This is a genomic window from Xanthomonas euroxanthea (assembly GCF_903989455.1).
Taxonomy (GTDB): Bacteria; Pseudomonadota; Gammaproteobacteria; order Xanthomonadales; family Xanthomonadaceae; genus Xanthomonas; species Xanthomonas euroxanthea.
In genome coordinates, this window is sequence record NZ_LR861803.1 from 355,044 (window position 1) to 375,879 (window position 20,836).

At 67.8% G+C, this 20,836-nt stretch carries 19 protein-coding genes; 2 read left to right on the forward strand and 17 right to left on the reverse strand.

The features are described 5' to 3' along the window. Positions 1-66: 66 nt before the first annotated feature. The 10 genes from H7A86_RS01485 to H7A86_RS01530 all read right to left on the reverse strand — a co-directional run bounded on the left by H7A86_RS01485 (position 67) and on the right by H7A86_RS01530 (position 8,308). Positions 67-735 (reverse strand): hypothetical protein, encoded by a 669-nt coding sequence (locus H7A86_RS01485; RefSeq protein ID WP_232099185.1) that lies wholly within the window; start codon positions 733-735, stop codon positions 67-69. A gap of 412 nt (positions 736-1,147) precedes the next feature. Continuing rightward, positions 1,148-1,621, reverse strand: a complete 474-nt coding sequence (locus H7A86_RS01490) for a YehS family protein (protein ID WP_016901421.1) — start codon at positions 1,619-1,621, stop codon at positions 1,148-1,150. Positions 1,622-1,725: 104 nt separating this feature from the next. Beyond that, positions 1,726-2,085 carry a hydroxyisourate hydrolase gene (uraH, locus tag H7A86_RS01495; protein WP_119129323.1) on the reverse strand — a complete coding sequence of 120 codons (360 nt, stop codon included), beginning with the start codon at positions 2,083-2,085 and terminating at the stop codon, positions 1,726-1,728. Continuing rightward, positions 2,055-3,476 carry an FAD-dependent urate hydroxylase HpyO gene (gene hpyO, locus H7A86_RS01500; RefSeq protein WP_119129324.1) on the reverse strand — a complete coding sequence of 474 codons (1,422 nt, stop codon included), beginning with the start codon at positions 3,474-3,476 and terminating at the stop codon, positions 2,055-2,057. Before hpyO ends, uraH begins: the two co-directional genes overlap by 31 nt. Continuing rightward, positions 3,473-3,964, reverse strand: coding sequence for a 2-oxo-4-hydroxy-4-carboxy-5-ureidoimidazoline decarboxylase (gene uraD, locus H7A86_RS01505; protein ID WP_104649573.1), 492 nt, complete (start codon positions 3,962-3,964; stop codon positions 3,473-3,475). The genes hpyO and uraD overlap by 4 nt, the downstream gene beginning before the upstream one ends. After that, a complete protein-coding gene (gene hpxZ / locus H7A86_RS01510) occupies positions 3,961-4,356 on the reverse strand; it encodes an oxalurate catabolism protein HpxZ (RefSeq protein WP_119130221.1) in 396 nt (131 codons plus the stop codon). The genes uraD and hpxZ overlap by 4 nt, the downstream gene beginning before the upstream one ends. Beyond that, entirely contained in the window at positions 4,353-5,243 is an 891-nt protein-coding gene (puuE, locus tag H7A86_RS01515) for an allantoinase PuuE (RefSeq protein WP_119130223.1), read from the reverse strand. Before puuE ends, hpxZ begins: the two co-directional genes overlap by 4 nt. Next, on the reverse strand, positions 5,240-6,496 hold the full coding sequence (locus H7A86_RS01520) for a pyridoxal-phosphate-dependent aminotransferase family protein (protein ID WP_119130224.1): 1,257 nt from the start codon (positions 6,494-6,496) through the stop codon (positions 5,240-5,242). Before H7A86_RS01520 ends, puuE begins: the two co-directional genes overlap by 4 nt. Beyond that, complete coding sequence (locus H7A86_RS01525) at positions 6,486-7,757, reverse strand: allantoate amidohydrolase (protein WP_119130225.1); 1,272 nt, start codon at positions 7,755-7,757, stop codon at positions 6,486-6,488. The genes H7A86_RS01520 and H7A86_RS01525 overlap by 11 nt, the downstream gene beginning before the upstream one ends. A gap of 371 nt (positions 7,758-8,128) precedes the next feature. Continuing rightward, a complete protein-coding gene (locus H7A86_RS01530) occupies positions 8,129-8,308 on the reverse strand; it encodes a hypothetical protein (protein WP_180708000.1) in 180 nt (59 codons plus the stop codon). Between the two features lie 89 nt (positions 8,309-8,397). Here H7A86_RS01530 and H7A86_RS01535 point away from each other — a divergent pair, with 89 nt between their 5' ends. Continuing rightward, a complete protein-coding gene (locus H7A86_RS01535; protein ID WP_104583911.1) occupies positions 8,398-9,291 on the forward strand; it encodes a LysR family transcriptional regulator in 894 nt (297 codons plus the stop codon). A gap of 450 nt (positions 9,292-9,741) precedes the next feature. Then, positions 9,742-10,941, forward strand: a complete 1,200-nt coding sequence (locus H7A86_RS01540) for an MFS transporter (protein ID WP_119130229.1) — start codon at positions 9,742-9,744, stop codon at positions 10,939-10,941. Between the two features lie 384 nt (positions 10,942-11,325). Here the strand turns inward: H7A86_RS01540 and gvpU are convergent, their stop codons facing one another. From gvpU to H7A86_RS01575, 7 genes are all read right to left on the reverse strand, one after another. After that, on the reverse strand, positions 11,326-11,784 hold the full coding sequence (gene gvpU, locus H7A86_RS01545) for a gas vesicle accessory protein GvpU (protein WP_104583975.1): 459 nt from the start codon (positions 11,782-11,784) through the stop codon (positions 11,326-11,328). Between the two features lie 307 nt (positions 11,785-12,091). Continuing rightward, entirely contained in the window at positions 12,092-13,672 is a 1,581-nt protein-coding gene (gene ggt, locus H7A86_RS01550) for a gamma-glutamyltransferase (RefSeq protein ID WP_119130231.1), read from the reverse strand. After that, a complete protein-coding gene (locus H7A86_RS01555; RefSeq protein ID WP_119130233.1) occupies positions 13,672-15,132 on the reverse strand; it encodes an AtzE family amidohydrolase in 1,461 nt (486 codons plus the stop codon). Before H7A86_RS01555 ends, ggt begins: the two co-directional genes overlap by 1 nt. Before the next feature lie 201 nt (positions 15,133-15,333). Further along, positions 15,334-16,485 (reverse strand): nucleoside hydrolase, encoded by a 1,152-nt coding sequence (locus H7A86_RS01560; RefSeq protein ID WP_119130628.1) that lies wholly within the window; start codon positions 16,483-16,485, stop codon positions 15,334-15,336. 89 nt (positions 16,486-16,574) lie between these two features. Beyond that, positions 16,575-18,146 (reverse strand): adenosine deaminase family protein, encoded by a 1,572-nt coding sequence (locus tag H7A86_RS01565; RefSeq protein ID WP_180708001.1) that lies wholly within the window; start codon positions 18,144-18,146, stop codon positions 16,575-16,577. 562 nt (positions 18,147-18,708) lie between these two features. Further along, positions 18,709-19,665, reverse strand: coding sequence for a PDR/VanB family oxidoreductase (locus H7A86_RS01570; RefSeq protein WP_119130235.1), 957 nt, complete (start codon positions 19,663-19,665; stop codon positions 18,709-18,711). A gap of 17 nt (positions 19,666-19,682) precedes the next feature. Then, a complete protein-coding gene (locus H7A86_RS01575; protein WP_119129333.1) occupies positions 19,683-20,735 on the reverse strand; it encodes an aromatic ring-hydroxylating oxygenase subunit alpha in 1,053 nt (350 codons plus the stop codon). Positions 20,736-20,836: the final 101 nt, after the last annotated feature.

Genomic DNA, 20,836 nt, shown 5'->3' on the forward strand with positions numbered 1-20,836 from the left:
GCCGTTTCCGGTCTCACTGATCAAAGGCGTGGAAGGACCTGGGTTAGGGAAGACTCTGCAGTCCTGTCACTTCGCTCGCGTGATTGGCGGATCCATATCGCCCTGGTACTGCTTTCCGAAGCATCTGCGCAAACGCTGATCGCGCTCGCGTTGGTTGCAGGGTCGTTCCAGCGCGCCGGTCAGCGATAGCGCGGCACCGGCAAGCTTGGAACGAAAGGCCCAGGTCTGCTGAATCTCGCCACCATCCGGCGTCCAGTCACCAGCAAAGCGGGTGGCCTGATAGTCCACCGGCGCGGTGCGTTGCATGAAATTGCGTGTGGGCGTTGCCGTATCGACGACGGTGGCCGGTAGTGAAAGATTCAACGACTGCGAAGTATTACCAGATGTAGCGACGGGGCTGTCTGATGAGCGTGCTGATCGCCGCATGTCCACCTGTGCCAGTGTTTGCGTGCTGCGAGGCATCGCCGCGCTCGCTGTATTTACCACGCGTTGCGACGATGGCGACCGAGTGATCATGCCGGGCGGTGATGCCTGTGGACCGGCTGCTTGCAGCGGGCGCGGTAAAAACACCAGCGTCATGCGCGGCGAGCTGCTGCGCTGGCGATCGGTTACAGCGACCGGCGGTATGCGGCTTAGCCAAAGCGCGAATACACCATGCAGTGCGAGCACCAACAAAATAGCAAGGGCGGGTTCGCCTTGCCGATCGCGTGGACGGTGCTGTGTTGCAGGTTCCATCCGATCACGTCCGTGTGCGCTGAACGCGAGCGTATCGACAGCGCCATTGGATTTGCGTTACGCGCCGCGGCGAGCAGGCGCACTTTGCCTGCAATCTCGCTTGGTCCTTGCCTGCCCACCGTCGCGGGACCTTGAGCGGCATGGATGCCGCGCCAGAGCCTACACGGACGTACTTGCGGCGTGTCCCGCGATGGTGGGCAGGCAAGGGCCCTGCAGCCAAGCCGCAGATCAGCCGCTTTGCAACGGATCTATCCGCGCTGTCCAAGCACGTGCGATGACAGCGGGGGTAACAGACGGGAGCAGGGCCGGCTGTTGCGCACTCGACGGTTGTTGAAGGACGTCAAGTTTTGCTTGCCACGCGTTGCTGGGGACACACACGGCAAAAGGCCAGGCAAATCTCACCACCCAGACATCAACCCGCTTCGCGCATCCGGGCGGTCAGGCCCTTGAGGAAAGCGCGCAGCAGCTGGTCGCCGCAGGGGCGGAAATTCTTGTGGCCGGGCTGGCGGAACAGCGCAGACAGTTCCGGCTTGGACAGCGGGAAGCCGGCGCTGGCGAAGATGGCGTGCATGTCCACGTCTTTCAGCTCGAAGGCCACGCGCAGCTTCTTCAGCACCAGGTTGTTGCCGACACGGGTTTCCAGCGGACGTACCGGCTGGCTTTCGTCGCGGCCGCGGAAACGCAGCACCAGGCCGTCGAGGAAGCGCGCCAGCATCGCGTCGGTGCAGGGCTCGAAGCCGGGCTCGTCCTCCTTCTTCAGCCAGGCCTGTACCTGCGGCTTGTCGAGCGCGAACTCCGGGTCGGCCAGGTGGGTGATCTCCACTACCTTGTCGTCGCTGAGGTCGAGCATGTAGCGGATGCTGCGCAGTACATCGTTGTGGATCATGACAATTCCGGGGCCCCGGCCTGTCGCCGGAAAGGCGCCATTCTACGGGGCCGATGCGCAACGCGGCGTATGCTCCGCCGGTCGGTTGCCGAAGCGGCTGCCGCTCAGCTGCCGCGGTAGGTGGAATACCCGTACGGCGAAAGCAGCAGCGGCACGTGGTAATGGCCGTCGTTGGCGATGCCGAACGCGATCGGGATCTGCTCCAGGAATGGCGGGTCCGGCAGTGCGGTGCCGGTGGCACGCCAATAGCCGGCCACCTCGAACTCCAGCCGATAGCGGCCGGGTTGCAGCGTGAGCGCGGCCAGTTCGGGGCAACGCCCGTCCTGGTTGGTGACCCCGGCAAAGTGCAGGCCGGCATCGGCGAACAGGCGCAATGCGATGCCGGCGGCGGGGCGGCCGGTGGCGGTATCCAGCACATGGGTGGACAGCGTGCTCATGCCACCGCCTGGGTCGGTTGCGGCCATTGGCCGACGAATTCGGGCTGGTCGTAGGCCAGGTAGCTGTCGACGATGGCCTGGCGGTCGTCCAGGAACAGCTGATCGGCCACCGCGCGGGCCAGCCGTGGCAATGCGACCTTGAGCCCGGACAGCGCTGCCGCCGACGGGCCGTGGTTGATCAGCGCCGAATAGTTGAAGGCGAACACCCCATGCAGCAGCGCGGCATCCTCGGGCGTGCGCGGCAGCAGTTCGAAGCCCGGCCCCAGGTAGGGATGTGCATCCAATACCGGATTGGCCTGGCCCGGCGGCGGCTGGTAGCGGTCGGCCCAGCAGGCGATGCGCCCGGACAGCGCGGCCAGTTCCGGGCGCAGCTGCGGATCGGTGACCAGGCCGGTGGCAACGGCGAGGAAATCGAAGCGATGCTCGCCCTGCGGTGTGCGGACCACCACTTCGCCATCGCGCTCGGCCACCTCCAGCCACGGCGCGCCCAGGTGCAGCGCAAAGCCGGCATGCGCGCAGGCGCGTTGGAAGGTGTCGTTGGTCGGCGGCTGGTTGTGTGCGAAGAAGCTGGCCATCATCCGGTACTTGTCCGCATCCGGCAGCGTGAGAAAGCGCGGAATGATGCCGGCCTGTTCCATGTGGCGGAACGGATTGATGCGCGGCAATGCGCTGCGGCGCACGAAGACTTCGGCACTGGCGACGCCTTGCTCCAGCGCGAAACAGGCATTGTCGAATGCCGAGGCGCCGCCGCCCAAGATGCCCACGCGCTTGCCGGCCAGCGCGGCGAAGTCGATGTGGCCGGAGGTGTGCGCGTAGCGCTGCGCGGGCAGGGCGCGGCTGATCCAGTCCGGCACCATCCATTGGCCGCCGCCCTGGATGCCGGTGGCCAGGATCAGCTTGCGCGTGAGCAGCGGCGCGCCCATGGCCAGATGCAGGCGGTGGATGCCCGGCGCCACGTCCGGCTCCACGCGCGCCAGCTGGGTGGCATTGCGCACCGGCAAGCGCAGCACCGCGCGGTACCAGCGCAGATAGTCCATCCAGCTGCCGCGCGGAATCTTGTCCAGCGCGTCCCAGCCGGCGCTGCCGTGCTGGGCTTCCCACCAGGCGCGGAAGGTCAGCGAGGGCACGCCCAGGTCGATCGAGGTGATCTGCTTGGGCGTGCGCAGGGTCTGCATGCGCGCATAGGTCACCCACGGACCTTCCTGTCCCGCGGCGTTTTCATCGATGACCAGCACGTTGTGCACGCGCTCGCGTTGCAGTGCGAACGCCGCGCCCAGGCCGCTCTGGCCGGCGCCGACGATGACCACGTCATACACGTGCCCGGCCGGATGCACGCGCGGCTGCGTCCATGCATCGCCGCCGTGGGCCAGGCGTTGCAGATCGTGGTGGAGCTCGCGTTCGAGTTGGGCCAGGCTCATGGCAGTGCCTCCAGGCGCAGGTGAACGATCTTGCCGATCTCGGCGAGGGCGGTGGACAGTTCTTCGCTGCGCGATGCATCCAGCCGGCGTTCCAGTGCGGCCAGGATGCCGGCCTTGTCGTGCAGCCGCACGCAGATCACGAACGGAAATCCGAACCGGTGGCGATAGGCCTGATTGAGCGCGTGGAAGCGCTTGAACTCGGCGTCGCTGAGCCTGTCCAATCCGGCCGCGGCCTGCTCGGCCGCCGATGCGGCGGTGAGCGTGCGGTCGATCGCCGCCTTGCCGGCCAGCTCCGGATGGGCGCGGATCAACGCAACCTGGTCCTCCTGCGACGCGTCGAACACCACCTGCATCAGCCCGCGGTACACATCGGCGAACGGGCGCCGCCGTGCGGCGCGTTCGACCACCCACGGCGAATGCTCGAACAGCTCGCGGTAGCGCGCCACGAAGGCGGCATCGTCCAGCATGTTGTCGTCGAGCGCGCTCATGCATGCGTCCCCTGCAGCGAGACATGCGCGGCCACCACTTTCCAGCCGTCGGAAAAACGCACCCAGCTCTGGCTCTGGCGGCCGCGCGCGCTGCTGCCGGCACGAACGAATTCCGCATGTGTGGTGGCGAAGTCGCGACCGAAGCCATGCACTTCCACGTGCACGAGCTGTCGTTGCGGCGAGCCGCCGCGGCCGATGCGGAAGGCACGGATCGCCTCGATGCCGTACAGCACCTCGCCCACGCCGTAGCGCACCGTGCTGGGTGCGGGGTGGAACAGCGCGTCCATCGCGGCGATGTCGTCGCCCATCAGGGCCTGTTCGTAGGCGTGGAAGGCCGCGGTCACTTGCGCGATCACCTCGGGCAGGTCGATGTCGGTGGTGTCGATGCTCATGCCGGATGGACCTGCAGCCAATGCCGCGCGATATCGATGCGGCGCGCAATCCAGGCATCGCCGCTGGCCAGCACGTGATCGACAAACCGTGCCAGGGCCGCGGCACGCGCCGGCTTGCCGACGATGCGCCCGTGCAGGCCGACCGACAGCATGCGGCCGCCCTCGCTGCGCAGTTGCTCGAAGCCATCGCGCAGGTAGCGGAAGAACGGCTCGCCATCGGCAAAGCCGTTGTAGGCGACGAACTTCATGTCGTTGGCGTCCAGTGTGTACGGCACGATCAACTGCGCGCGGCCGTGGCGCGTGTCGTAATACGGCACATCGTCGGCATAGCTGTCGGCGTCGTAGACAAAGCCGCCTTCCTCGGCGACCAGGCGCGCGGTGTTGGGGCTGGTGCGGCCCTGGTACCAGCCCAGTGGGCGGCTGCCGGTGGCGCGGGTGTGCACGGCGATGGCCTGCGCGATATGCGCGCGCTCGGTGGCCTCGTCCACCCGCTGGTAGTCGATCCAGCGCAGGCCGTGGCTGGCGATTTCCCAGTCGGCCGCCTGCATCGCGGCCACCGCCTCGGGGTTGGAGGCCAGTGCCTGCGCCACGCCGAACACGGTGACCGGCACATTGCGCGTGGTGAACAGCCGATGCAGCCGCCAGAAGCCGGCACGGCTGCCGTATTCGTACAGGCTCTCCATCGCCATGGCGCGCGCGCCGGGCTGCGCTTGCGTGCCGACCATCTCCGACAAAAAGGCTTCCGAGCCGGCATCACCGTTGAGCACGCAGCTTTCCGCGCCCTCTTCGTAGTTGATGACGAACTGCACCGCGATGCGTGCGCCCCCGGGCCACTGCACCGCAGGTGGGGTGGCGCCATAGCCGACCAGGTCGCGCGCCGTGTTCATGCATGCGGCTCCGCGTGCCAGGCCGCCAGGGCGGCGTCCACCGCCAGCCCCGGTGTGCAGGCGTAGCCTTCGGCGCGCAGCACTGCTTCCAGCGCGGCCAGGGTGATCAGCACCTTGTGCTTCATCGCGTTGTAGCCCATTGCGCCGATGCGCCAGATCCTGCCCTGCAGCGGACCGAACGCGGTGCCGATCTCGATCTCGAAATCCTCGCGCATGCGTCGGCGTACCGCATCGCTGTCGATGCCGGGTGGAATCACCACGCCAGTGACATTGCTCATGCGATGCGCATCGTCGCCGAACACCTCCAGCCCCAACGCGCGGATGCCCGCGCTCACCGCACGCCCGGCGGCGGCGTGGCGGGCGAAGCGGGCATCCAGGCCTTCCTGCAGCGCCACGCGCGCGCATTCGCGGGCGCCGTACAACATGGTGGTGGCTTCGGTATGGTGATTGAGGCGCTTGTCGGACCAGTAATCCATGATCATCGCCAGATCGAAATAATTGGAGGCGATGCGCGGCCCGCTGCCGTCGACGATGTCGGCGCGCACGATGCCGCGTTCGACATGGCGGCGCGCGAAGATCGCCTCGGCCGCCGCGTTGGAGACGGTGATCGGTGCCGAGCCGGACGGCCCGCCCAGGCATTTCTGCAGGCCGCCGGTGACCACGTCCACGTCCCAGCGATCGCTAGCGATCTCCATGCCGCCGATGGTGGCAGTGGCATCCACGTAACTCAGCGCGCCGGCCGCGCGGCACAGCGCGCCCACGCCATCCAGCGGCTGGGCCATGGTGGTGGAGGTGTCGCCGTGCACGGTGGCGACCAGCTTGGGTGCCACGCGCTCGATCGCCTCGGCGATTGCAGCAAGCGTCACCACTTCGCCCCAGGGCGCATCCACGGTGTGCACGTCGGCACCGAGCCGGCCGAGGATTTCGGTGAGCAGCAGGCCGAAGCGGCCGAAGTTGATCACCAGCACGCGGTCGCCCGGGCTGACCAGCGACACCAGCGCCGCTTCGATACCGGCGCGCGCGGTGCCATCGACCAGAAACGTCCAGCGATTTTCGGTGCCGAACAGCGGCCGGTACAGCGCCATCACCTCGTTCATGTAGGTGGTCATTTCCGGGTCGAACTGGCCGAGCAGGTCGGCCGCCATCGCGCGCAGCACACGCGGATGCGCATTGACCGGGCCCGGGCCCATCAACAGCCGTTGCGGGGGATCGAGCTCGCCGAAGGTAGGCAGGTGACGCAGATCAGGTGACAAGGGGATCTCCCAGGTGTTCGATGAAGTGGCGCATGACCGCCAGTGCGAGCTCGGCATCGGCCGGGGCCACGTGTTCGTCCGGATGATGGCTGATGCCGCCGGCGCAGCGCACGAACAGCATCGCGGTGGGGCAGAGCGCGGCCATCACCATCGCATCGTGGCCGGCGCCGGACACCAGCTGGCGTGGCGCGATGCCTTGTGCGGCGACTGCGTGTTGCAGACGGGTCATCAGCGCCGGTGCGCAGGGGCTGGCGGCCAAGGTCTGCAACGGGTCGATGGCGATGGCGATGCCGCGGCTGGCGCTGATCCGCGCGAGCGCCTGTTCGATCTCCAGCACTGCTGCATCGCGCGTTGCGTCGTCGCCGGCGCGCACGTCCAGCGTGCAGTCCACCCGGCCCGGTACCACATTGGTGGCGCCGGGTGCGACGTTGAGCTTGCCGACCGTGGCGACCAGATCGTCGCTGCCGGCGCGTGCAATCCCTTCGATCGCCAGCAGGGCCTCGGCAGCGGCGCTCAATGCATCGCGACGCAGGGCCATGGTGGTGGTGCCGGCGTGGCCGGCGCGGCCGTCGAAGCGCAGCGCAAAGCGCCGCTGCGCCGCGATCGCGGTGACGATGCCGACGGGCAGGCCTGCCGCTTCCAGCACCGGGCCTTGTTCGATATGGGTTTCCAGATAGGCCAGCACGCTGCCGGGCGCGCGTGCGGCCTGCTGGATCTGGGCGATATCCAGGTCCCACTCCGCCAGCGCTTTGGCCACGTCGATGCCGGCCGCATCGGTGACCGCCAGCGTGGCGGGGTCGAGCGTGCCGGCGACTGCACGGCTGCAGAACATCGAGGCAGGAAAGCGCGACCCTTCTTCGTCGCCGAAGGCGATCACCTCGATCGCGAACGGCAGACGCCGCCCCTGCGCATGCAGCGCGGCGACGCATTCGATGCCGAGCAGGATGCCGAGCGGGCCGTCGTAACGCCCGGCATCGCGCACGCTGTCCAGATGGCTGCCGATCAGCAGCGCCGGTGCGTCGGCGCGTGCGCCTTCGTAGCGCCCGACCAGATTGGCCGCTGCATCCAGCCGCACCTGCATGCCGGCCTGGTGCATCCACTCGCCCACCTGTGCAACGGCGGCGCGATGCGCCGGGCTGAGCCAGGCGCGGAACAGCCCGCCGGGTGTGTCGCTGTAGGGCGCAAGTCCCAGGGCATCGCAGCGGTCGACCGCGCGTGCGCCCGAGCAGGGGGCGGATGAGGTGCGTTGCGCGCTCAGCATGGGGTGCCGTGCGAATGTGGTGTTCTGCCGGCGCTGCCAGGACCGCGATGCGACACGAACTGGTGCATGAGGCCTCCGCAGGCGGCGTGGAAAGGGGGGAGCACGCTGGGCGGTCCATTGCCCGGCGATTGCCCGGTGACATCGTGGCGACAGGCGCGCGCGGCAGGCGGCGCCTGTCGATTCGACTATACGAACCGGCCCTGTCACCCCAAAGCGGTTTTTTTAGGGGTGCGCGTTGCAAAAAATGCGACAGGCAGCTTGCACAGCGTTGTGCACCTTCTCCCGCCGGGAGAAGGTGCCCGCAGGGCGGATGAGGGGGCGCCGCACAGGGCTCTCAGCCCTTGCAATGACAAACGCGCCGCCACGCGGCATCAGAAGTGACACATCGCCTGCTTGGCCACTTGCCCCTCACCCGAACCTTTGCGCAGCGCCCCGGTCCGCGCTGGGCAGCCGACCGCATCGGGCTGGAGTTCCTGACCGGCTACCTGGTCGAGAAATCGCTGGCGCGGTCGCACCACTGCAAGCACGCTCGTCGCGTGCAGGCGCTGCATCAGCGTCCCCAGCGGGAGAAGCGCAGTCCACGCGGTCCCCATGGCACCAACTGCTACAGTTTCCCGTATTCCATGAAAGAGATTCACCAATGGCGCGCGACAACTTCAAGGACCTGTTGGCGCTGATCGCCATCGTTCGCGAGGGCAGCTTCACCCGTGCTGCCGCCAAGCTGGGGGTTTCGCAGTCGGCGCTGAGTCACACCATCCGCGGGCTGGAAGCGACGCTGGGTGTGCGCCTGCTGACCCGCACCACCCGCAGCGTGGCGCCGACCGAAGCCGGCGAGCGGCTGATCCAGACGGTGGCGCCGCGCTTTGCGGAAATCGAGGAGGCGCTGGCTGCGCTCGGCGACATGCGTGACACCCCCGCAGGCACCGTGCGCATCACCGCCACCGACTACGCCGCGCGCGCGATCCTGTGGCCCAAGCTGTCCGGGCTGCTGCGCGACTACCCCGAAATCAAGGTCGAAATCGTGGTCGACAACGGCTTGACCGACATCGTCGCCGACCGTTACGACCTGGGTGTGCGGCTGGGCGATCAGGTCGAGAAGGACATGATCGCCGCGCGCATCGCGCCGGACATGCGCATGGCCATCGTCGCCGCGCCGTCCTATCTTGCGCGCCGCCCCGTTCCCAGGACGCCGCAGGACCTCACCGCACACAGCTGCATCAACCTGCGCATGAAAACCGCCGGCGGCATCTATGCCTGGGAGCTGGAAAAGGACGGCCGCGAAGTCATCGTGCGCGTGGACGGCCAGCTGACCTTCAATGGCACTTACGAAGCACTGGACGCGGCGGTGGACGGCTTCGGTATCGCGTTCGTGCAGGAGGATCTGGCACGCCCGCACATCAAGGCCGGGCGGCTGCGCTGGGTGATGAAGGACTGGTCGCCGACCTGGCCGGGCTTGCACGCGTTCTACCCCAGCCGCCGACATTCCTCCTCCGCCTTCAACCTGGTAGTCGACGCCTTGCGCTACAAAGGCTGATGGATCTGCCGCGTTGCCGGCAGCACCGATGCGCGCAGCCGGCACAGCTGGCACCGACCGATCGTTCCGGTGCGATCGCAGCATGGGCGCACGCCTGGGCTGCACTCGCGCAAACCGAAGTCGGTGTCGAACGATGGTGGCGCATCACGCTGCACGATCACCTACGGATGCGCGGTTGATGAGCCGGCTTCATAGGCCTGTGCCAATCCACCAGCTTTATCGCCGCCCGCTGCCTGCGTAAGCTGCGGCACCTCCAGACACATGCACGCACTAGCCGCAGCATCCGTTGCTGCATTGCGCCCGTCGTGCGTCGCTGCGGTGGCAGGTCGATGCAGTGCATCGCTGCCTGCAGCGCATTCCTTCCGGACACCACGTTCGCCATCGAGCGCCGCGTCAGCGCGCTTGCGGCGTGGCGTTCATCTCGCATCCCACTTCGCACAAAGGCCAAATATGCAAGCCAGTTCGCTCGCTACCGATCCATCTTCGCGCGCTGCACCTGTCGCAACACGCCAGACCTGGAGCGCGGTCGGCTCGATGTCGCTCTGCGTTGCGCTGCTGATCGCCTCCGAGTTCATGCCGGTCAGCCTGCTCACGCCAATTGCTGCCGATCTGCATGCCAGCGCCGGCATGGCCGGCCAGGCGATTTCGATCTCCGGCCTGTTCGCGGTGGCCGCCAGCCTGCTGGTCGCACCGTTGTCGTCGCGCTTCAACCGGCGCCATGTGTTGCTCGCCCTGACCGGGGTGATGTTGGTGTCGCTGCTGTTGATCGCCAACGCGCACAGCTTTGGCATGTTGATGGTGGCGCGTGCGCTGCTCGGCATCACCATCGGCGGGTTCTGGGCGTTGTCCACTGCCACGGTGATGCGCATCATGCCCGAGCATGCGGTGCCCAAGGCCTTGGGCATCACATTTATCGGTAACGCGGTCGCTGGTGCATTCGCCGCGCCCCTGGGCAGCTACCTGGGCGCCACCATCGGCTGGCGCGGGGTGTTCTGGGGCATGTTGCCACTGGTGGCGCTGACCATTCTCTGGCAATGGCGCAGCCTGCCGTCGATGCCCGCGCGAGGCGCCACCTCGCTGGGTGGCATCGTCACCTTGTTGAAGCGTGGGTATGTGGCGCGCGCCATGCTGGCGATAATGCTCGGGTTTGCCGGCGCGTTTTCTGCGTTCACCTACTTCCGCCCGTTTCTGGAAACCGTCGCGCAGGTCGATGTGTCGCAGCTGTCGTTGCTGCTGCTCGGCCTGGGTCTGGCCGGATTCGTCGGGACCTATGCCGCCACCGCGCTGGTGCCCAAGCGCTTGTTCACCCTGCTCAGCGTGCTGCCGGTTGCGTTGGGTGTGGCGACCATCAGCATGCTGCTGGCCGGCCATCTGGTGTGGGCCGTGGCCGTGGCGATGATTGCCTGGGGCATGTTCAATTCGGCGATGCCGGTGGCCTGGTCCACCTGGCTGAGCCGCTGCGTCAAGGACGCACCGGAAAGCGGTGGCGGCCTGATGGTGGCCGCAATCCAGCTCTCGATCCTGCTGGGTGGTGCCGCAGGCGGCGTGCTGCTGGATCATGTGTCGATCGGCGCCACCTTCGTCGGTGCCAGCGTGTTGCTGCTGGCAGCGTCACTGGTTGCAGGGCGGGGCGATCGTTTGCAGCCGTGAGTGCCGGCGATTGCGCGATGCTGCGCGCAGTGCGTGGAGGCCAGTTCGTGCCACGCTACGACGAGAGGGCGGCAGCGGATTTTCTGAAGCGCATCACGAAGCCCACGAGCGCGCGTGCCTTGCGCGGCAGTGACGTTTGCCATCGGCCACAGCCCGCGGCCCACGCTCAAGCTGTCTGCGTCGGCATTCCCGCGCGGCGCTGCTGCCATTCGAACAGCGCCGGTCTGATGCCGAGAGCCAACGGAAGGCGTTGGCGAGCGCACCGTTGTCAGCAAGCGCAAGCACGCTTGGCTGCTGTGCAGCCGTGAGCGTGCTCCTGGCGTTATTTCCAACAGCCCACTGTGAGGTGACAGGCACCTCACACCAACGTGGAGCTTGCCAGGCTCAATCCGCCGACAGCGATCCCAGCGTGAAGCCGGACACGGCATTGAGCTTGCCGCGCCAGAGCACGCCACGGTTGCTGGGCAGGGGCTGGCCGCCGGGCGAGAAGCAACGCGAGTCGATCAGGTGGAGGAACTGCGGCGGCGTGCTGCTCTGCTCGGCATCTTCTTCGGTGTCGTAGATGCTGGCGTGGCTGGCAAACGCACGGCGGATATCCTCTTTTTCCTCGGCATCGCCGGGATAGGCGGCAGAGAATTCCTGCGCAAATGCCTCGAAGTACTGCTTCCCGCTGACCAGCTGGCCCGACACGATGATGCCTTCGACAAACAGCGTGATGCCGAACTGCACGTTCGAGGTGTTGACGGTGGCGACCAACTTCTGCAGATACCAATCCACGCTCTGGCCGTCGAACGCCAGCTTGACGTCCTCCAGGTTCGGTTGATTGTCGTCTTGCTCTGTCATGTGGCTCTCCTTAGTGGAAGGGTTGATGCGTGTCGAATAAGCGCGGCGACATCCCTCTTCATCGCCCCGCATGCCCAAAAAAGCAAGCGCGTCCTGTGCAGCGATCGGCGCGGCTGGGTCCGCCATCATCGCCTTGGAGAGCATGCCCGGAGTCTATGCCATGTTCCGCCCTGGCTGGAGTCCTGATCGCTAGCGCTCGCCTCTGCCAGCGTGCAAGCCGCCGCTCCGGCGCGATGGCGCAGCTGGCTACCGGCAACGTCCACCCCTCACCGAGGCAGATGCAGGAAGCGCCGACAAGCCCCGACCATCACCACCCGGCCGCCGCACCATCGGAGCGCGGATCGCTTGCCCCGCTGAGCACGCCGTTCACTTCGCGCACCAGCGCGCCTGCGTGTCCCATCACCGAGGTGTAGGCGGGCAATAGCTCCACTGCATGCCCGGCATCGCGCAATGCCTGCACCAGTGCCGGATCAAAGCGGTCTTCCAGCTTCAGTGACGTGCTGTCTTCGCCCCAGGTGCGGCCGAGCAGCCAGCGTGGTGCGGTGATGGCCTGTTGCAGCGGCATGCCGAAGCGCGCGTAGCGGGAGAAGATCGCGGCCTGGGTTTGTGGCTGGCCTTCGCCGCCCATGGTGCCGTAGGCCATGACGCGGCCGTCGTCGAAGGTGGCCAGGGCGGGGTTGAGGGTGTGGAAGGGTTTGCGGCCCGGGGCGAGCGCGTTCCAGCCGTCGGCGGCGAGGCGGAAGCTGCAGCCACGGTTCTGCCAAGTGATGCCGGTGCGCGGCAGCACCAGGCCGGAGCCGAATTCGAAATAGGTGGACTGGATGCAGCTGACCGCGCGGCCGTGCGCGTCGATGGCGCCGAACCAGACGGTGTCGCCGGCCTGCGAGGGCTGCGGCCAGGGCAGTGCGCTGCGCATGTCGATGCGGGCGGCGAGCGCGTTGAGTGCGGCGCTGTCGTCGAGTAGCGCCTGTGCGTCCAGCGTCATCCAGGCGGGGTCGCCGAGGTGCGCGTCGCGAATCAGGAAGGCCTGTTTGGTGGCTTCGATCAGGCCGTGCAGGTGCGCATAGCTGTCGGCGTGTTCGGCCTGCAGGCGATCGAACAAGGCAAGGATCAGCAGCGAAGCGAGGCCTTGCGTGGGCGGCGCGTGGTTGTAGAGGCGTGCGCCGTGGATGGCGACCGAGAGCGGTACGCTGGGCTCGGCGCGATGACTTGCGAAATCGTGCGCGCGCAGCGGGCTGCCGAGCGCCTGCAGGTCGGCGGCGATGTCCTCGGCCAATGCGCCGCGATAGAAACTGTCCAGGCCCTGGTCGGCCAGCCGCTGCAGGGTGTGTGCGAGTTGCGGTTGTTGCAGCATTGCGCCTTCGTGCAGCGGCGCGCCGTGCGGTTCGAAGATGCTGGCGTAGGCACCGGGTTGCACGCGCAGTTCGGCACTCTTGCTGGCGGCGATGTGCGCGCCGCCCAGCGTGACCGGCACGCCGGCACTGGCGTGGTGGATGGCGTCCTGCAACAGGCGCTGCAGCGACAGGCCGCCGCCCGCCTGCTGCAGGGCGAGCGCCCAGCCGGCGACGGTGCCGGCGACGGTATTGGCCGCGCCCGGGCCGCGCCACGGAATGCTGGCGTGGCCGCGATAGAAGTCCAGGGTCGCAGCCTGTGCAGCACGGCCGCAGGCGTCGATGGCGTGCACGCGGCCGTCGGGGTCGTGGATCAGCCAGAAGCCGTCGCCACCGATGCCGGTCATGTGCGGGTAGACCACGGCCAGGCAGGCGGCGGTGGCGACGGCCGCTTCGATGGCGTTGCCGCCGTCGCGCAGCACATCGCGCCCGGCCTGCGCGGCAAGGTGATGCGGGGCCACGACCATGCCGCGGCGTGCGCGCAAGGTATGCAGCATCAGCGTGTCTCCGCTGGCGGGCTGAAGGCGAGCAGGCCGTCGCGTTCGAGGTGCGCGGCGAGCGCGAACAGGCGGTCTTCGCGGCCGGGTGCGGCAATCAGCTGCACGCCCAGCGGCAGGCGACCGGGGCGCGGCAACGGCGCGGCCAGCACCGGGCACGCGGCCAGGCCGAGCGGCTGGGTGAAGATGCCCAGGTTGGCGCGTGCGGACACCGGCAGGCCGTCGATCTGGATGTTGTCCTGGTCGATGCGCGGTGCCACGCAGGGTGTGGCCGGCGCGATCAATACATCCACCGTGTCCCAGAGGCGCTGCATGGCCGCGCCAAACCACTGCGCGAAGCGGTGTGCATCGGCCACCGCGCTGGCGGGCAGTTGCAGGCCGGCGAGCAGGCGGTCGCGGGTGGCCGGGTCGAATTGCTCGGCGTGCGTGCCCAGGCCGGCGCGATGGCGGTGGCCGCCCTCGGCGGCGGTGAGCACGAAGGCGGCGGCGCGGGCGCGCTCTGCGTCGGGGAGTTCGATCAGGGCGGTGCTATTGCAGGCGGCGAGCAGTGCGCCCAGGCCGGCGTCCAGCGCGGGATCCAGGTTGCGCTGGAACCAGCCGGCCAGGCGGGCGATGCGCAAGTTGCCGGCAGTGCAGTGGGCCAGTGGCTGCCCCAGCATCACTTCGTAGACGCGGCGCAGGTCGGCGATGGAGGTGGCGAACGGGCCCACCACATCCAGCGCATCGACGAAGCCGAACACGCCCTCCAGCGGCAGCGTGCCGTGCGTGGGGCGCAGGCCGTACACGCCGCACAGCGCGGCCGGCACGCGGATGGAGCCATTGGTGTCCGAGCCCAGCGCGAACGGCACCAGCCCGGCGGCGACCGCGGCGGCCGAGCCGCCCGACGAGCCACCGGCCAGATGGCGATGATCGTGCGGGTTGGCGGTGGTGCCGTAGTGCGCGTTGACGGTGGCAAAGCCGTAGGCGAACTCGTCCATGTTGGCGGTGCCGACCAGTAACGCGCCGGCATCGCTCAGCCGTTGCACCACGGCCGCATCGCGGCTGGCGGGCGCGCACTGCGCGCGCATGACGGCGCCAGCGGTGGTGACCTGGCCGGCGACGTCGAACAGATCCTTGACCACGAACGGCACGCCGGCCAGCGCACCGCCGTCGCTGCCGCCGGCCAGCGCGGCCTGCACGCGCGCGGCATCGGCGGCGGCGCGTGCGGGCAGCAGGCGGGTGATCGCGCGCAGGCTGTCGTTGGCCTGGTTGATGCGCGCCAGCGTCTGGGTGGCAAGGCGTGCAGCCAGGGTGGGCTGGCTGCGGGTGGTGCTGACGATGGAGCCGATCAGCCCGCGCGGCGTGGTGGTGTCCGGCGCTGCGGGGCGAGGCGCGTTGAAGCTGGCGAGCAGCTGCGCGTGGCCACGCAGCACCTCGGTATTGCGATCGATGCCGGCCTGCCACTGCGCTGGAAGTTGCATGGGGTCACCTGGTCGAGGGCTGGGAGTCGGGATTTGGGAGTCGGGAGTCGATGTCGCGGCCTGCAGGTGGTGCGAATGCGCCGCTGCTGAACCGGCTGGTGGGCTGCGGCGGATGGTGCAGGATGCACAGATGCGTCAAGTGAGCTGCGGTTGCTGCCACGACCAAGGTGGATGACAGGCGCGGCGTTTCAGCATTGCCAGTCAATCGCCACGGCTCGGGGGCGCAGCTTCATCCGTCCCTGGGGCTTTTTCTCCCGGTGAGAGAAGGGGTAGCGGCAAGCCGACTGCCGGTGGTTGCGGCGCAGTGAGGCGCTCTACCAGGAGTTGTTCGAACGCCTGGACATCCACCGCGTGCACCACCGTCTGCGCCTGCTCGCCCAGCCCCGGTTGATACCCAGGTGCCCACGACAGGATGTCGCCGTAGCCCGCATCGAAGGCGGTGTTGGTATCGACATAGAGCGTTTCGGTTCGTGTCGCCAGCTCCGGGCGCAGCCATACCGCGGTGGCCAGCTCGTCCCACATCGGAAAGCCCGGTTCGCGGCGCCGCAATGCGTGGCCGATGCTGGTCTCGGCAGCGCTCATGCGCGCAAGCAGGTCGGGGGTGAGTTCGGTCGCGGTCGATGGGTCCACCGGCACCATGGTGATCCTGCGCCAGGGCGCGCGCATGACGATGCTGGCCGCCTCCGGATCCCAGCGGATATTGAATTCGCGGCGTGGCGAGTTGACGAACTCGCGTGCGAACTGCTGCGCGCTGATGCTGTTGCGTTGCTGCCGCGGGTTGAGGCTGCCGCCCATGTAGACCAGTTCGCGCGCCAGCGTGGCGAAGGCCGGATCCAGCGATTGCGCGAGTGCCAGGTTGGTCAACGGGCCTGTGGCAATGATGCTCACCTCGCCCGGATACTGGCGCACCATGCGCAGCATGAACAACGCGGCTGGCTCCTCACGCGCGCGCACCACGCTGGGATTGCCCAGTGCGAGCTCGGGCACCACGTCGTGGGCGTGATAGCGCGGCGCGCTCTGCACGGTGTCGCCGTCCACCCAGTGCCTGGTCCATGCCCCTTTCCAGACCAGCTTGCCGTAGAGCGCTTCCCAGCGCTCGGTGGCCAGTTCGCTGTTGAGCAGCGGATGCACCGGGCCGGGCAGCACGGGGATGTCTGGATGGCCAGCCAGTTCCAGCAGGCGGCAGGTATGCGCCAGCACCTCGTCGCGCCAGATGTTGCCGCTGACCGCGCTGATGCCCAGCACCTCGACCTCGGGCGACTGCAACAGCAACAGCTGCGCAGGCGTGAAGCCATCGATGTCGTCTTCGAGAATGACGCGGCGTTTGGAGGAGGGGGTGTGCGGGTGAGTCATTGCGTTTTTGTCGTGGAAGGTGGGATGCATTGCAGCGGCGATGGATCGGAAGGCGCGTTGGCAGGAGCGTGCCTGCGCGCGACGCGGCGTTACTGGGAAAGCCCGTTCGCGCTCGGGCGCGCTCCTACATGCAACAGCGTGCGCTCGTACTGGGCCAGGTCGGTTTCCAGCTGCCATTGCAGCCGTGCCTTCTCGCTGCCCTGGCGGAATGCTCGACAGGCAGCATCATCGGTGTCGCGCTGCAACGCGGTGGCGCAGGCCTGCGCAGCGTTACCGTCGGCATCCCACAGGCTGGCGCCCGGCAGGAAGCTGTAGGTCAGGCCGTTGCGGGCCAGCTGCTTGAGCGTGGGGTAATCGATGCCTTGTTCCTGCATCGCACGTTGATATTCATGGGTCATGTCCGCGCGGGAGACGCCGGCATCATCGGTGGACAGCACCACCGGCACACCGGCGCGCAGATACATCGCCAGCGGATGCGCGGCGCCTTTGACGCCAAGGATCACATCGTTGCTGGTGAGGTTGATCTCTACCGCAACCTGTTGGTCGCGCATGCGCTGCAGCAGTCCATCGACGTCGTCTTCGTAGGGCAGGTCCACGCCGTGCCCGATGCGGCGTGCACCGACATCCACCGCCTGGCGGATGTGCGAGCGCAGTTGCGCCGGCGGCACCAGGCCCAGTGCCAGCTCGCCGGCATGCAGGGACAGCGGCACGTCGGGATAGCGCGTGGCGAAGAAGCGGAACATCGCCATGTGGCGGGTGTAATCGGCCAGCGCCACCGGGTTGTCTTCGGGCGCGACGATGTTCAACGCCACCGCGCGGCTGCCACCGGCGGCGATCAGCGCGTGCGCCAGCGCCATCTGTCCGAACACCATCGGCTGCGGCAACACGCGCAGCACATAAGGCACGTAGCGGTACGTCACCTGGCAGCCGGGACGCGCAGTGGGCTGGTCGCAGTGCAGCACACGGCGCACCTGCGCGTCGGTGTCGGCAAGCGCGCCTTGTGCGGCCTGCACCAGCGGCGGCAAGGCATCCTGCAGGGCGCGCAGGTTGGCCGCGTCGTCGTCGCCCTTCCATGGCAACGCCTGCATCCGTTTTGCCGCCTGGTCCATCTGTGGCGGGTTGGCGATGATTTCCACATACGGCACGCGGTCGCGCGCGGCCTGTTCCAGCACCGCGGCCACGGTGTCGGCAACGCGCATGCGCACCACCGCGTCGAACTTGCCGAAGGTGCTGAAGAACTGGTCGTGTCCGGTGGGCTGCGACGGGCTGGGCAGGAACTTGCGCATCGACAGGGCATCCACCAGCTGGCCATACAGCGCGGCATTGCGCGTGGCCAGGTCGCGTGCGGGCTCCTGACCCTTGGCGCACGGCGGCGCACGCAGGCTCAGCTCGTCCAGTTGCACGCAGGCGCCATCGTCGCTGGCCCACTGCAGGTAGTCCTCGGCATACACCGAGCCGGACAGATGATTGTGCAGGTCGCCGCCCTTGGGCATCGCCTGCAGCCAGGCACGCAGTTGTGCAGGGTGATCGGCGGCGGTGCGCAACAGCTGCGCCACCTGCTGCTCGCGTTGCTGTGCAGGCGAGGCTTGGTTGCGTGCCTGCGCGGCGGTGGGCAACAGGACGCATAACGCCAAAAGCAGGCTGCGATGAACGATGGACATGCGTTGGAGAACTCGGAAAGAAAAAACAATGGCGCAATCACGCCGCCGGTAGACGCAAAGCATGCCTTGCAGCGCGGTGGACGGCCAGCGGTTGAGGTGGTTTAGGTCGGCACGGGAGATCACGCCGGCCGCACGTTGCACGGGTGAGGCTGCAAGACACCTCCGCGTTGCATGACGTAACGCGTGAGCAGCTGCGCATGTCGCCCGCCAGATGCGGAGCCTGGCTTCCAGCGCTGCGGCTTGCGGACGCACTGCATTGCATGCTGCGCGTCCGCACAGTTGGCGTGACACGCACAGGGGCATTGCAAACAATCGCGTTGCGTGGATGGAGCGCTCTCCGACGTCGGGCACACGATACGCGCGGGAGCCTGCGCGGTGCGCACTGCATCGCTGTCCCGGACGGACACAGTGCCCTTGCGATGCTGGGCAGCGTGTCGGGCCCATCGGCATCGCGGGTTGTCATGCGCCGTGGTCGCCGGCTGCATCGGTCAGTGCAGTCGTCACGCGTGCACAGCCGTGGTGGCAATGTCACTGCTTAGGCAGTCACGACAGACAGGCACCTTCAAAGATCCAGCACCAGCCGCGGCGAGCGGCTACGCGAACAGCACAGCGTGATCTGCCGGTTCTGTGCGTGCTCGCTGTCGCTGAGCACACTGTCGCGGTGATCGGGCGTTCCGGCAATCACGCCGGTCAGGCAGGCGCCACACATGCCTTGCTCGCAGGACAGCGGTACCTCGATGCCGGCATCCAGCAGGGCGCTGGCGATGCTGCAGTCGGCCGGCACCTGCACCACGCGGCCGCTGGCGGCCAGTTCCACTTCGAAGGCGCTGTCGGCATCGTGGGCCAGGCCGGGTGCGGCGGCGAAGTGTTCGCGGTGCAGTTGCTCGGACGTCCAGCCGTGTGCCTTGGCGAGCGCCGTGAAATGGTCCATGAAGGCGGCCGGCCCGCACAGGTACAGCTGGTCGCGCGCACGTGCCTGTGCCAGTTCGTCGGGCACATGCACGCGCGGGCTTTCGCCGCCGTCGCTCAGATGCACCTGCACCTGGCCATGCGTGAAGCCCTGCTGCAGCCGCTGCCCGAACGCCACATTGGCGTGCCGGCGCGCGTAGTAATGCAGCACGAAGGGCTCGCCACGCGCTTCCAGCGCTTCGGCCATCGACAGCAGCGGGGTGATGCCGATGCCGGCGGCCAGCAGGACGTGGCGCTCTCCCGGATGCAGGGGAAACAGGTTGCGCGGTGTGGAGATGCGCAGACGATCGCCGGTGCTCAGCTGCTCGCACAGATGCCGCGAGCCACCGCGCGAAGCGTCGGCCAGCTTCACGCACAGCACATAGTGGTCGCGCACATGCGGCGCGCTGGCGATCGAATACTGGCGGATCATGCCATCGGGCAGATGCAGGTCCACATGCGCGCCGGCCTCGAAGGCCGGCAATTGCGCGCCGACCGGCTCCAGCCGGATCGCGCGTTGGCGATGGCCCTGGTCGACGACCTCGGCAACGCGCACCTCGTGCAACTGCATGGCGTGCTCCTCGGCTTTCAGCGCAGGAAAAAGTCGCTATAGCCCTGGCTGCGCAGGCCACGGCGATAGGCGATGGAACTGCGGTCGGCCGGGATATGCACTTCCAGCAGCGGGTCCAGCGGCAGGTATTCGGGGCGCTGCGCCTCGACCATGGCGCGGTCTTCCTCGAACACGCGCAGGTTGAAGGCGTGCACGTCCTCCACCGGCAGATGGGTGTCGAAGTTGCGCGCAATCGGCACCAGCAGGCGCGTCTTGTGCTTGGACACCGGGCTGGCCGCGTTCATGATCACCAGCCGCTTGCCCGGCACCGGGAAGTGGATGGTGAGGGTGGCGGTGAACGGCAGGTGCACCTCGAAATGGCGTAGCCACTGGAAGTCGGGGTCCACGTCCGGCAGCGGCATGTCCACCGAATAATTGGCCACCGAGCTCAGATAGTCGGCATTGAAGCCGGTCGGCGTTTCGGTGGTGGTGTAGGCCGGCACCTCGCGCTTGTCCGGCTGGGCAAAGGTGGCGGTGTGCACGAAGGCGAAATGCGCCACGTCGATGAAGCCTTCCAGCTGGCGCGCGGCACTGCCGCCGATATCGAACGCCGGGCAGACGATCTGCTGGAAACCCTCCTCGTCCCAGCCCGGCATCGGCGGGATCTGCACCTCGGCCTCGCTGACGCCGGCCGGCTTGGCCAGGCAGACCCAGATCAGGCCATAGCGCTCGGCCACCGCATAGGTGTGCAGGCGCATCTTGGCCGGGATGTTCTGATTGGGACTGGCCGGGATGTGGTTGCAGCGCCCGCCCGCGCCGAAGCGCAGCCCGTGATAGGCGCAGACCACGCCGCCGCCATCGGCGGTGCCCATGCTCAGCGGCACGCCGCGGTGCGGGCAGACATCGCGCGCGGCCACCAGCTCCTGGCCCAGCCGGTACAGCACCAGCGGCTCGTCCAGCAGGGTGGCCTTGAATGGCGCCTCGCCCACCTCGCTGCTCAGCGCCACCGCGTGCCAGTGCTGGGCCAGGCGTTGCCAATCGGCGGCGGCGAAGGTGCAGTGCAGCGGCAGGGCGGGGACGGCGACATCCATGGGTCCAGTCTCTGGCGGAGGGCGGGAGCGGTGCCGGATTGACTCTAGGAAGCCGGGGGTGTGTTATCAAACATCGATTTTCAGCCAAGCCATTGCAAAAA